At 64.3% G+C, this 13,157-nt stretch carries 11 protein-coding genes; 8 read left to right on the top strand and 3 right to left on the bottom strand.

What is annotated here, in order from left to right; genetic code table 11:
* Positions 1-27: 27 nt before the first annotated feature.
* Together QM588_RS25050 and QM588_RS25045 are read left to right on the top strand one after the other, a co-directional pair.
* Positions 28-999 (top strand): alpha/beta fold hydrolase, encoded by a 972-nt coding sequence (locus tag QM588_RS25050; RefSeq protein WP_283317343.1) that lies wholly within the window; start codon positions 28-30, stop codon positions 997-999.
* A gap of 105 nt (positions 1,000-1,104) precedes the next feature.
* Positions 1,105-2,172, top strand: a complete 1,068-nt coding sequence (locus QM588_RS25045) for an extradiol ring-cleavage dioxygenase (RefSeq protein ID WP_269603730.1) — start codon at positions 1,105-1,107, stop codon at positions 2,170-2,172.
* Between the two features lie 115 nt (positions 2,173-2,287).
* On the opposite strand, the gene QM588_RS25040 is transcribed toward QM588_RS25045, so the two are convergent.
* Positions 2,288-3,115 (bottom strand): IclR family transcriptional regulator, encoded by an 828-nt coding sequence (locus tag QM588_RS25040; protein WP_269603731.1) that lies wholly within the window; start codon positions 3,113-3,115, stop codon positions 2,288-2,290.
* Positions 3,116-3,318: 203 nt separating this feature from the next.
* Between QM588_RS25040 and QM588_RS25035 the strand changes: the two genes are divergently transcribed.
* Positions 3,319-4,365 carry an amidohydrolase family protein gene (locus tag QM588_RS25035; protein WP_283317341.1) on the top strand — a complete coding sequence of 349 codons (1,047 nt, stop codon included), beginning with the start codon at positions 3,319-3,321 and terminating at the stop codon, positions 4,363-4,365.
* Positions 4,366-4,395: 30 nt separating this feature from the next.
* Positions 4,396-5,577: an FAD-dependent oxidoreductase gene (locus QM588_RS25030; protein WP_283317340.1), complete on the top strand. Its 1,182-nt coding sequence runs from the start codon at positions 4,396-4,398 to the stop codon at positions 5,575-5,577.
* Positions 5,578-5,632: 55 nt separating this feature from the next.
* On the opposite strand, the gene QM588_RS25025 is transcribed toward QM588_RS25030, so the two are convergent.
* The gene (locus tag QM588_RS25025) at positions 5,633-7,987 is read right to left on the bottom strand and encodes a CoA transferase (RefSeq protein ID WP_283317338.1); all 2,355 of its coding nucleotides are present in this window, start codon (positions 7,985-7,987) and stop codon (positions 5,633-5,635) included.
* A 200-nt stretch (positions 7,988-8,187) separates the two neighbouring features.
* Positions 8,188-8,967 carry an SDR family NAD(P)-dependent oxidoreductase gene (locus QM588_RS25020; protein WP_283317336.1) on the bottom strand — a complete coding sequence of 260 codons (780 nt, stop codon included), beginning with the start codon at positions 8,965-8,967 and terminating at the stop codon, positions 8,188-8,190.
* Positions 8,968-9,153: 186 nt separating this feature from the next.
* Here QM588_RS25020 and QM588_RS25015 point away from each other — a divergent pair, with 186 nt between their 5' ends.
* The 4 genes from QM588_RS25015 to QM588_RS25000 are packed head-to-tail and all read left to right on the top strand — an operon-like array spanning position 9,154 to position 12,858.
* Entirely contained in the window at positions 9,154-10,260 is a 1,107-nt protein-coding gene (locus tag QM588_RS25015; protein WP_135045975.1) for an acyl-CoA dehydrogenase family protein, read from the top strand.
* Positions 10,261-10,303: 43 nt separating this feature from the next.
* A complete protein-coding gene (locus tag QM588_RS25010) occupies positions 10,304-11,500 on the top strand; it encodes an acyl-CoA dehydrogenase family protein (RefSeq protein ID WP_283317334.1) in 1,197 nt (398 codons plus the stop codon).
* A 39-nt stretch (positions 11,501-11,539) separates the two neighbouring features.
* On the top strand, positions 11,540-12,061 hold the full coding sequence (locus QM588_RS25005; protein ID WP_135045979.1) for an aromatic-ring-hydroxylating dioxygenase subunit beta: 522 nt from the start codon (positions 11,540-11,542) through the stop codon (positions 12,059-12,061).
* Positions 12,058-12,858, top strand: coding sequence for an SDR family NAD(P)-dependent oxidoreductase (locus QM588_RS25000; RefSeq protein ID WP_135045981.1), 801 nt, complete (start codon positions 12,058-12,060; stop codon positions 12,856-12,858). Before QM588_RS25005 ends, QM588_RS25000 begins: the two co-directional genes overlap by 4 nt.
* The last annotated feature ends 299 nt before the right edge of the window (positions 12,859-13,157 follow it).

Here is a 13,157-nt window from a genome sequence, read left to right as displayed (position 1 = left end):
ACGCGGGAATTCGAAGAGGAGAGTTCAATGGCATTGACAGAAGAAGGCATCATCGAGGTTCCGGGCATGTCGAGTCAGTGGGTCCGTCTCGGCAACGGTGCCAAAGCGCACTACATGTTCGCCGGTGAGACCGGCCCCGCAGTTCTACTACTGCACGGCGGCCTCCCCGGTTCGTCGGGTTCGGCCGGCTGGCGTTACATCGCGGCCAACTTGGCGCAGAACGGATTTCGGGTCTACTGCCCGGACATGCCGGCGTTCGGCCTGTCCGATACTGCCGAGCAGTACCGGCCGAAGGGGCTGCACGACCACACCGACTTCATCCAGATGTTCGTCACCGCCGTCGGGCTGGACAAGTTCCATATCTCCGGCAATTCGATGGGGTGCATGAACACCGTCTCCTACGTGACGGCTCACCCCGAGAGAGTGCTGAGCTACGTGCTGATCGCCGGCGACATCGGTGATATCACGGAGGGCCTCGAGAAGCCCAAGGGCCGTTTGGATTTGACGGTCTACGACGGGACGAAGGACGGCATGCGAAAGATGATGTCGTCGATCCTGCATCGCCCCGAATCCATCAACGACGACCTCGTCGAAATGCGCTACCAAGCGGCCGCGCGCCATGCGGCGGCTTACCCCGAGTTTCTCCCGAACGTACATGCGTTCGCGGGATTCAAAGCGTGGGACGACGAGAACCTTCGCGCGCGGATGTCGACCAAGGGCCGGTTCGACAAGATGACCATTCCAGGGATCTACCTGTACGGCCGGCAGGACGTGCTGACCCCTGTTGAATGGGGCTTCGTGCAGGAAGAGCGACTACCGAACGTGCAGTTCTTTTACCCGGACGAGTGCGGACATCAGGGGCAGACGGACCGCCCCGACTTGTTCAACCCCGTGTACTTGGAGTTCTTCCGCGATGGACAGGTCTCGCGCGCCACGGCTGACGCCGCCGGCGTCTCGGACCGGCGTCCCGAGATCAAAGAGCTTGTGGCACAAGCCTGATCGACCGGACCGCCAACCACGCCGGGACGGCAATCCTGGCCGTCGTCCCGGCCACCGGTGCCGTGCTCGCGGCACCTCACGGCACAACAACCACAAGGAGCGACCATGGCAGAAGTGCTCGGTCTCGGCATCACTCATTACCCCATGCTCGCCGCGAAGGATCCCTTCATGGCGAACCTCATGAAGATGGTCTTGACGGACCCCGACATCCCAGCGGAGCGTAAAGACCCCGCGAACTGGTCCGCCCTGGCCCAAGAAGAATGGTCGGACGATCAAGGAACGGCAGCTGCCGGTCGGCACCGCAAGGCTCTGCTCGCCGGTCTCAGCACCTGCCGTGAAGCACTCGACGAATTCGACCCCGACGTCGTCATCGTGTGGGGTGACGACCAGTACGAAAACTTCCGCGAGGAAGTCATTCCGTCGTTCTGCATTCTGGCCTATCCCGACACCGAGATCGATCCGTTCGGTGTTCTCGAGGTGCTGAGTGTCCCCAACGCCTGGGATCTGCCGAACGGCCAGTCGTTCGTGATGCGGGGTGATCAGGATTTCGCGAAGAAGATTGCCAAAGACGTGTTGACGAACGGCGTCGACGTCGCCTACTCGTACGAGCCACGGCCCGACATGCACCACTTTCCGCATGCGTTCGCGAACACCCAGATCTTCCTGGACTTCGAGAATGTGGGTAAAAGGTTTCCTTACCCGATCATCCCGATGGCAGTGAACTGCTACGGCGAGCACGTCATCGCGCGTCGAGGTGGGATCGCGCCCTTCTCGGAGATTCTCAAGGGCGAGGACCTCGACCCGCCCGGCCCGTCCCCGAAGCGTTGCTTCGAGTTCGGCCAGGCAGTGGGCAAATCCCTGCACAACAGCGGAAAAAGGGTGGCTCTGGTCGCGTCGGCCAGCTGGTCGCACGCCTTCCTGAACGACAAGGATTGGCACCTACGACCGGACACCGAGGCCGATCGCGCGCTCTACGACTCCATGGTCGCCGGAAACTTCGACGATTGGACGTCCAAGACAGTCACCGACATCGTGGCTGCAGGGCAGCACGAGATGCTCAACTGGTTCTGTCTGCTGGGTGCGATGAAAGAGTTGGGCCTTACGCTCGATTGGAGCGAATTCGTCGAGACCGAGGTTCTCAACTCCAACAAAACCTTCGCAATCTATCGCTGAGTCGGGCGGACTGGCCTGAGCTCCAACGTACGCAGGGCGGCCACCGCGCATGCGGTGGCCGCCCTGCGGCGTGAAGGTGACGGAGGTCCAAGGGACTCAGGTAACAAGGGTGTTGTCAGGACCAGGGGGGCGGATCGGAGAGGGTGCGGGGGACTATTCGATCGCGCCCGGGAGCGGCGGCCAGGTACGACCGCAACTCGGCTGACAGCTGGGCAGTGGTGTCGCGTAGTGCGGCGTCGATCTGACCGCCGGCTGGTGAGTTCGGCCCGTGGGTTATCGAGATTGCACCGACCGCCAGCCCGTTGACCATCACCGGCACCGCGACACCGTGGAGGCCGATTTGCGCTTCGTCGTGCTCGCGTGCGATGCCCTCCTTGCGAACGATTCGAAGGTGCTCGACGAAGTCGTCGGCGTTGGTGATCGAGTGCGGTGTCAACTGGTGTAGTCGTAGGGGTAGGAAACCTGCAAGGTCGTCGAGGTCCTCGTAGGCCAGTAGAGCCTTACCGATCGCAGTACAGTTGGCAGGTAATCGACCCCCGATGCTTGCAAGAGTCGACGGCGAGTCCGACGGTGCAAGTTTTTCGAGGTACACCACGTCGAATTCACGCAGCACCGCGAACGTGACCGTCTGCCTGCTCCACCGCTGCAGGGCCACCAGGTGCGGGATTGCCTGATCGCGCAACATTGCCGCCGGGGTGGTAGCGCCCAACTGCAAAAGCCCGAGACCGAGCTTGTAACCAGCGCGGTGATGCTCGAGGGCCCCAAGTTCGACGAGTCGCGCGAGCAAACGGTGAACTGTCGATTTCGGCAGACCCGAGGCGCGCGCCAGTTGGCTCAGAGTCATGACCCGCTCGTGTTGGTTGAACGAATTGAGTACGTCGAACGCCTTGGTCAAAATCGAGGGCGTCTCTTTCTCGAAGCCGGTCGACTCGGCATCGGTCACGAATTTCACCTCTGTCTGCGCGTTCGAAGGTATGCGCGCTCGGTATCCGACATGGTGCGCGTCACACAGGATACCGCTGCTACCCGTATCGGTCGGTGCTTCCTGTTCTGCTCCCTGGAACGCCACCTCGTCCTCATGCGTCGGGGCTCCTTACGGTCGTTCGACGGCGACTCCGCCGGAACGTGCCCGGAAGGAAACCGACTATGGGTCAACCAGATTCGACCACCGCACAGCCGACGGTCGTCGATGCGCACGCCCACCATTTTCCGGCGTCGCTGGATGGATTCGCTCCCACCTCCGGCGAGGTGCTTCCGACTCTGGTCATCGATGACGAGCACTCCGGGCGCATCATGATCGGCGACCGAGTGTTCCGGGCCGTCACGTCACAGCTGTGGAGCATCGAGCATCGACTGCAGGCGATGGACGACGCCGGGGTATCACTTCAGGTCGTCTCTCCGGTACCGGTCATGCTCACGTACGGCGCGTCACCCGGTGCTGCTCAGGAGTACTCGGCCGCTGTGAACGACGCGCTGGCCGCCGATGTACAGGCTTCGTCGGGTCGTCTGCTGGGGTTGGGGACAGTTCCGCTGCAGGACGTCGACATTGCAGTCATGGAGCTCGAACGAGTGATGGGCGATCTCGGTCTGCGCGGCGTGGAGATCGGCACCAGGATCAACGACACCGAACTCGACGATCCATCGTTGACGCCGTTCTGGGAAGCCGTAGAGCGGTTCGACGCGGCCGTCTTCATTCACCCGGTGGGCGGAGGCGGAGGGGCGGTTCGACGCACCGGGCAGCTCTACGACTTCGGAATGGGCATGCTGACCGATACCTCGATCGCCGCGACGGGCCTGGTGTTCGGTGGCGTACTCGAGAAGTTCCCGCGGTTGCGGATCGGCTTGGCCCACGGGTGCGGCGCGTTCGGCTGGGTCTACCCCCGCCTACGCAAGGCACACGAAGTGTGGGGTGCCGGTCCGGTCGAGGCAATGGACGAGCGCATGCGATCGCTGTGGGTGGACACCCTGGTGCTCGATCCCGAACACCTGCGCCTCCTCGTACACCGGTTCGGTGCCGACAAAGTCATGGTGGGCACCGATCACCCGTTCTTCCCGGACCTGTTCGCGGCCGCAGGCTCGTTCGTGCGGGACGCCGCGCACGCGCGCATACTCGATCATGATGTAGTCGAGCCGATCCTGTCCGGAAACGCGATGGGGTTCCTGGGTCTGCACGCTTGGCCCCCGGCGGTTTGACGACCAACACGGTCACGACAGGATGGACCAGTGAACGCGCACGAGGTAATCGTTGTAGGTGCAGGGCCGGTAGGGCTGACCCACGCGCTCGGACTGGCACGCGCAGGCATCGGCGTGACGATACTGGAGGCGAGGCAGGAGGCGGGCACGACTCCTGGTGACCTGGTCTACCAGTGGAATGTGCTGCCCGGCCTGGATCGCCTGGGAATCCTCGACGATCTGCTGAGCGTCGGGTACTGCGAGCCGCACACGTTCTATCGCGTGCACTCCACCGGCGAGACAGTGACTTTGGACCTCGGCGTGATGAAGGACGACTGTCCCTTCCCGTTCAACCTTCATGTCCGGCAGGCCGAGGTGACGAGAATTTTGCTCGAGCACCTCGATGAGCGCAGCGAAGTCACGATTTTCCTGAGTTCTGCGCTGACCGATCTCGCACAGGACGATCACGGTGTGACGGTGACGTCCGACGGGCCGAAGGGCGAGGTCACGCTGCGCGCGAAATGGGTCGTAGGTGCCGACGGTGCCCACAGCGCGGTACGCCGTGCTCTCGGCCTCTCGTTCGTCGGCATCACCTGGCCCGAACGTCTCATTTCGGTCGAGATCGATGCCGATCTCGAGGTCCTGGGCATGCGTGGTGCCGGTGCGGTGATCGACCCGCAGTTCGGCGCGATAGCTGCGTGTGTCGATCCCGGCTCTCGGTGGAGGTACATCTACGCCGAAGACAGGTCGATGCCGGAGAACACCATCGATTCGCGCATGAAAAATGTTCTCGTAGAAGGACTGTCGGCCGAGATGGCAGAGGCGACCTATACGTGGTCGTCCTTTCGCATCCATCAGCGCGCGGCTGCGACGTTCCGCCGAGATCGCGTCATGATTATCGGCGATGCGGCTCACATCACCAATCCCGCGAGCGGTCACGGCATGTCGAGTGGCCTTTTCGACGCGTTCGCGCTGAGCGAGGTTCTCGCAGCCGTCGTCTCCGGGCAGGCGGACAACTCGTTGCTCGACCGGTGGGCCGAGGAGCGTCGCCACAACTATGTCGAGTACGCGTCACCGACATCGTCGGAGCGCAAGAAGTTCGTCTTCAACTTGGAGGACGACGCGGCCGTCGAACAGGAGTTCGCCCCGATGCGGCGCATCGCCGAAGATCCCGATCGCATGCGTGCCTGGTTCACACTCGCGCAATCGTTGGAGCCCCCTCGCTGGCTCTGAGCGCCGTCCATCCCCGCCAGCGAGGGTCGGGGCCTGCTGGCCCCGACCGTCCGAATCATCTGGAGCGTGCGGGCGGACGCTCACCGATGGGCAGGCCGAACGGCGAACCACCGATCTTGCCGTCCTTGTACAACCGCTGGATATCGTCGTCCGTATAGCCGAGTTCCAGAAGGACCTCGATGTTGTGCTCGCCGAATATCGGCGACGGTCGTGGGATGGCAAGGGCTTTGTTCAGCTGGCTCGACAATCTGACCGGCGAGGCGAGGTGCTCCTTGGAGCCGTTGACAAGGTGCACGACATCGACGTTACGACCTCGCGCCACCACCGCAGGGTGCGCAAGAACCTCCGTGCCCGACTGCATGATTGCTGCAGGGACGCCGACGCTGTGCAGACGCTCGACGAGCTCGCTGGACTCGTGATTGCCGACGAAGTCGCGTAAGTCGGCGTCGAGAAGATCGCGGTCGGCCAGGCGGCCGGCGAGATCGGCTCGATTTGTCGCCGTCGCCCACGGTGCCCCACCGGTGACGTCTGCGAGGGCCCGCCAGTTCTCGTCGGTGGCAATCGACACGGCCACCCATGCTCCGTCGGACGCGCGGTACATGCCCTGCGGTGAGATGCCCGGAGCGTCGTTGCCGCGTCGTTCGATGCGCTCACCGGTGCGGCTCGATGCGATTACTCCCTGGGCGGTGGTCTGGGGGGCGACGTCGCACAGTGACACCTCGACGGCAGCGCCGCGTCCGGTGGACAACTTGCGGCGAAGGGCCGCGAGCGCCACGAATGTGGACATGTCGGCTGCGATCGGGTCGTAGGCGGTGCTGGTCAGTAAGGGCTCGCCTTCCGGGTAGCCAGTCATGTCGCTCAGTCCCGAGGTGGCGTCGGCCGAATACGTGAAACCGGGGAGGTCTTTCCACGGACCGGTCAGTCCCCACGCGGGTAGCCGCATCACGATGGCGTCGGGCTGCAGGCGACGGATGCCGTCGACGTCGAACCCGACTTTCTCCATCACGCGGGGCGAGAAGTTCTCGATAACCAGATCGCTCGACGCGACGAGTCGCTCGACGATTTCGTGTCCTTCTGCGTCTTTCAAGTCGGCCGTGACCGACCGCTTACCCCAGTTGGTGGCGGTGAAGCTGGCGCCGCGCTCCCACGGGTCGGGAGCGGTGGGGAGCGGACCGGCAAAGCGCATCAGGTCGGGTCGGGTGACCGACTCGACCTTGATGACGTCGGCCCCGTACGAGGACAAATTGCGGGTCGCCAGCGGTCCCGCCTGGAAGCTGCCGAAGTCGAGCACACGAACCCCCGCCAGCGGACGGGCCGGATCGGCGTCCTTCCGGACAACACGCTCCGGCCGCGATCCCCAGTCGGTGTCGTTGTCGCGTCCCTGCTCCGCCAGCTCGCCGATCTGCCATGCGTCGCCCTCGATACGGAACGCAGGCCGAGGCTGCAGGAAGCCGTCGCGGTGGGACACGAACGTGCCGCGGGAGGTGTACGGAGGCAGCTCGGGGACGGTCTTGGAGGTGGCGACCGGGACGATGGGCACTCGCGCACGGGCCCCCATCTCGACGAGTTCGGCGACCGTGTGTTGCGCAGTGAAGCTGCGAATGAGGGGCGTGACCTCCCGAGTCAAGTGCTGTCGGTCGACCAGTTCCGCAAAACGCGGATCTTCGAGCTCCGGGATGTCGACGAGAGCTTTGAAGTCGATCCACTGTTGCGGGGTGACGGCCACGATGCATGCCCAGCCGTCCTTCGCCTTCTCGATGCCCGGTACCGCTGCCTGCGGCCACGTGTACGCGGCGTGGTGATCGTGTTGCCCGTACAGCCACGGAATCTGCAGGACACCGACCATCGACTCGAACTGTGAGATGTCGGCGTCGACAGCCGTTGCGCCCGCCTCGGACGCGAGCAGTCCTCCGACGACACCGACCGCCGCGTCGATGCCCGCGGTGTACTCGCCGATGTCGATTCCCGCGTAGACAGGGGGCCGGTCGCCTGTCGGGTGTACGGCCGTGAGACCGCACTCGGCTTGCAGGGTGAACTCGTTGGCCGGAACGGAGGGAGATGCGCCGTTCAGGCCGTAGTCGGAAATCGACACGACCACCAGATCCGGCTGCTGCTCGCGAAGTGCTCGCAGTGCGCGGACCACCGCGGGATCGTTACCGTCGCACACCACGGCGTCTGCGCGTGACACCAAGCCCGGAAGGTCGGACGAGATATCTCGCAGCGAATTCAGCCGAACGGAGTGTTTGCCGCCGTGTAGATACGCTGCGAAGTCGCGGCCCGCTACATCGAGTTCGGGCCGTGCGTTCACCTCGACCCGGACCACGGTCGCTCCCGCGTCGCGGAGCATCTTGCCGGCAAAGCCGGTCGAGATTCGGTCGCCTACCTCGAGGACGGTCACATCGTCGAGCATGGTTGATTCCTTTCGTCGGTGCCTGCACGATCCATGCGCCGACGCGCTCGACCCAGACAACGTTCCGGCCGACGGAACCTGACGTCCCGCTCAGCCGACGGAGGCTGTCCGGCTCAGGATCGTGGCCGCGGTGCGGTTGTGTGTGCCGGGGCCGCGGCGCGGCCGGCCTCGAGGTGTGCGACAACCTCCACTCGAGGTGGTCACGGCGTCGCTCGACGCCCACCGCCGTCCATGTAGATGGCCGACCCATGGATGTAGCTGCAGAGCTCGGAGCTCAGAAAGCAGACGACGGCGGCGATCTCCTCGGCCCGCGCCGCACGACCGGCGGGCACTCCGGCGCCGGCTTCGGCGATCAACGCCTCGACGTTCCGGCCCGATTTTTCTGACGCGACCTGGAAGAGGTCGATGGCGCGGCCGGTGAGAGTGAGGCCCGGTGCCACGACATTGACGAGGACACCGTCGGGCGCCAACTCGTCGCTCAGGGCTCGCGTGAGGTTGTGCACGGCGATGTTGGCCAGACTCGTGGGCAGGTTGGTCGAGGTCGGACTGGCACCGGCACCGCCGGATACGTTGACGATGCGCCCCCACCCGCGGCGTCGCATGTCCGGTGCCACGAGCTGCGACATCGTGAGGTAGCCATGCAGCTTGAGACGCAGCGCGTCGTCGATGTCGGACCTGCGAAGGTCGAGTACCGGGCCCATCCCGGCTGAGCCTGCGCAGTTCACCAAAATGTCGGGGGAGCCGTAGCCGGCGATGCAGGCGTCGTAGGCGACCCGGCACCCCTCCTCGGTCGACAGGTCGGCGATGACCGAGACCGCGGACCCGTCGGAGCGAGCAACTACTTCGTCGAGCAGGTCGCTGTCACGGCCGACCACGCATACGCGTGTGCCCTCTGCTGCGAGGGCGAGAGCACTCGCACGGCCGATACCGCGGCTGCCCCCCGTCACGAGGGCGATCTTGCCGGCCAGTCCTGTCTGCATGGGGAGCTCCCTTCGGCCAGTGCGTGTTCACGGCTCCTCGGACGCTAACGGCGGCCGGGCGCGGCGTGCGGCGCAGCTTCCATGGAGCGGAACAACGGATTGTCGGTCTGTGACGCGCGACGCAGCATCGTATGAAAGCCAGCGCCTTCCGGCGAGTGGCGTGATCGACCACAACGAGGAGAGTTCATGATCTACCTGGCACAGGACGATGAGCAGGAAGCCGTCGCGGAGATGACGCGGGAGCTCGGCCTCGAGGTGCTGTTTCCAGTAGCGAGGGAGACCGAAGCGGCCGCAGTCGTCCCGTCCAAGACCTGGAAAGCCATCGTCGGGACGGAACTCACCGCTCCGGTCAGCGAGGAACTCGGTGGCGGGGGCATGCCCAGTGCCGTCACTTACATGACTGCGGTCGAGAACCTCGCCTACGGTGACGCGGGCATCACGCTGGCGGCCGTCTGGAGCGGTGCCCCATCACTGCTGATCTCCTTGCACGGCACCTCCCAGCAGCAATCAGGCATCCTCGAAGCGTCGAAGAATCTCGACAACCGCGGCTCGGTCGCACTGTACGAAGGATTCGGCCGCGGAGCGTCCGAGCTCGAGACGACCATCACCGACGACGGCGACGGCGTACGCGTCACCGGTCGGAAGGTCGGAGTGCCGTTTTCGGGTCAGGCCGAGTCGATCATCGTCGTCGGTGTCGATCCCTCCACCCGCGACCTGCGTGCTGTCATCGTGCCGCGCACCGCGTATGGCGTGAATGTGGGTGTGCGAGACAAATCACTGGCGCTCGACGCGGCGGATATCGCCAGCATCGATTTCGACGTCGTCGTCCCGCGCGCAAACCTCCTGAATTCCGAGGGCCTGCGCAAGAGTGTCGAGTGGCTCAGGCTCGCAGTTGCCTCTGCTCAGACCGGAATGGCTCAGCGCGCATTGGAATACGCCGCCGACTACGCCAAGACCCGGGTTGCTTTCGGCAAGCCGATCGCGTCTTTCCAGGGCATCTCGTTCCCTCTGGCCGAGGCCTTCGCGCGCACCGAGCAGGCCCGACTCGAAGTGCTCGACGCAGCATCCTTGATCGACAACGACGGCGACATCGAACGCATTTCGGCGGTTGTGTCGTCCGCCGTGTCGTATGCCAGCGAGAACGGAGCCGAAACCACCCGTCACGCAGTGCAGGTGCTGGGCGGGCACGGCTTCATCCGCGAGTACCCCGTCGAGCTGTGGTACCGGACGGCGGCCTTCCTCTCGACGCTCGACTTCGATCCAACCGCATCCTCCTTCAGCGCCGTCTTCTGACCATGACCGACACCACCACATTCACTTTCATCGAGGAGCACGCATGAGCACAACATCGTTCGAGCTGAGTCCGGAGCTGCAGAGGTACGCGCAGGAATTGCGCGAATGGGCGTCCGGCGCACTTCGTCCCCATGCCCGCGAGGCCGACACTCGGAAAAAGGTTCCGGACGACTGGGAGGCGATCCTGCATACCTCGCCCGTTCCGTTGGGGCGCGAGGACACCGACACAGATCGGCTGCCTGAATTCGCCGACGGCTTCTGGGTCGCGCAGATGGCCTACCACGAGAACTTCGTGTACGGCGACGTGTGGGGGTTCGGCGTTCCGGGGCGCGGTATCGGTCAACTCGTCATCGAGGCAATGGGCAGTCCTGAGCAGATCAAGAAGTGGTACGACCCGGTCATGGACGGGACTCTTTCGACCGGCTTCGCGCTCACTGAGCCTCACTTCGGCTCCGACACCTCGCAGGTCGCCACCACAGCGGTGCGGGACGGCGACTCTTGGGTCATCAACGGTTCCAAGATGTATTGCACCAATGGTGCGCGTGCGGATTACATCACCGTGTTCGCCAACGCCGACAGATCGCTCGGTGCGAAGGGGATCGCCTGCTTCGTCGTACCGCGCGGGACGCCCGGTTTCTCGATAGCGAAGGAGAACGAGGACAAGCTCGGTATCCGCAGCTGGCAGACATCCGAGCTTCTCTTTCAGGATTGCCGTGTGCCGCTCGAGAACCGTCTCGGCTGGAACGCCGCTGGTCCGGTCGACGAGGGTCCCAGGGTATCCGGTCAGGGCGGTGCCCTGGCGGCGCTGTCGAACAACCGACCCAACATGGCCGGGATGGCCGTTGGCATGGCGCAGGCATCCATCGACGTGACCACGAAGCTTCTCGAGGGTCAGCAGGCCGGGTACTCCGTACACCGCTGGGCTGCGGTGCAGCGCGATCTGGATGCCATGAACGAGGCACTCTCCCGCGCCCGCCGAATCAACTACAAGGCGGCGTTCGTACTCGACAACGGCACCCCCAACCGGTACAACCCGGCGATCTCGAAGGGGTACTCCCCGCAGACGTGCGACCGGATCATCCGACGCTGCATGCAGCTGCTGGGACCGGAGGGCACCAGCAAGGAGCTCCTGCTGGAGAAGTGGTATCGCGACGTCAAGATCATGGACATCTTCGAAGGCTCCAGCCAGGTCCAGCGCATCATCGTCGCCCGTGAACTCGTCGGCCGCCTCGCCGGCTGACGACCGGTCCATCGAAGTCACGACGAAAGAAGAATGTTGATGAGTTTGACGACACAGCCCGATCTTCGGTCGACAGCCGCTCGCGACGTCCTGGTCGACGTCGAGCAGTTCTTGTTCGAGGAGGCCGAGATGCTCGACCAGTGGCGCCTGCACGAGTGGCTCGACCTTTTCGCGCCTGGGGGTTATTACGAGATTCCGGCGACGGACCGTCCGGACGGCGATCCGTCGAAAGATCTCTTCCTGGTCCATGACGATCGTTTCCTGCTGGAGCAACGGGTCAACTCGCTGCTGACGCGAGCCGCGCACGCCGAGTATCCGCATTCGGCAACGCGGCGGATGATCTCGAACGTGCGGGTGATGGAGGCTCCGAACGACCGTCTGCATGTGCTGGCCAACTTCGCGGTCTACCGAGTTCGCTCGGGGGTCCTGGACACGTATGTCGGCCAGTACCGGCACATCGTGGAGCGAGACGAGGTGACCGGCTTCCGGTTCATCAGCCGGAAATCGGTCATGGTGCTCGATGCACTACGGCCGCACGGCAAGGTCAGCATCATTCTGTGAACCGTCTCGAGGGTAGGACGGCAATTGTGACGGGAGCCAGCGCCAACATCGGTGGGGCGCTGGCCGCCGGGTTGGCGGCGGAGGGAGCCAGGGTGATCTGTACCGACCTCGTGCATTCCGTGGCCGAAGCGACGGCAAACAGCATTGTCGCGTCCGGTGGCGAGGCGTTCGCGGTTGCCGGTGATGTCACGGATCCGGCGCACGCCGAGGATGTGGTGCGGCAGGCCGAAGAGCGGTGGGGGCGGGTCGACGTCCTGGTGAACAACGCCATGATGTTCAACCACAAGGGCGTCATGACGATGCCGGTAGAGGAGTTCCGGCGCCAGGTCGATATCTGCCTCACAGGGGCGTTGGTGTTCACCCGGGCAGCAGCCGGGGCGATGATCGAGGGTGGACGCGGGGGCAGCATTGTCAACGTGCTCTCGACTGCTGCTTGGCAAGGTCAGGCCGGCAATATCGGTTACTCGACGGCCAAGAGCGGTCTGATCAATTTCACTCGTTCGGCTGCAATGGAGCTGGCTGGTCACGACATCCGCGTCAACGGGTTCACTCCTACCGCCACCCAGCCCGACAACCCTGAGATGCAGGCCATGCTGCGCGCGGCGAAGTCGCCCGACAACGAGTACTCCAACGACTTCTACGGGCAGATGCCGATGAACCGCTTGCCGTCGGCGAGCGACTACGTACCAACGGTCGTTTTCTTGGCGTCGGACGACTCGGCAATGATCACGGGCAGCAACATCACCGTCGATGGTGGTGCGACAGCCAAGTATTGGCCGTGGGTGCCGCACCCGTAAGCGCTCTTGTCGGACCTGGGAGGTAGCTCGAACGCCCTGTGCCTCCACCGGACTCGCCATCGACCATCGCTCGGCCGGTGGCGAGTCCATTCTCTAGACGGGTCCTAACAGGGGCGACAGATGTTTCGTCAGTCCCGCCCGATCTTTCGGCGCAGCTCCTGCTCGTAGGTAACGCGAGCCGTCCTGTCGGCACTGCTCAGGACCGTATCGGCGCTGATCAGCCGCTGCAGACCCAGTCGCACGTTGCGGGGCAGCACCGCCGACGCGGCGACCATGAGTCCACCCGAGCGAGGCACCCA

This window comes from Rhodococcus sp. IEGM 1354 (assembly GCF_030056855.1).
GTDB lineage: Bacteria > Actinomycetota > Actinomycetes > Mycobacteriales > Mycobacteriaceae > Rhodococcoides.
Note: the sequence above shows the minus strand (reverse complement) of the source record. Positions and strands in the feature narration are given on the sequence as shown.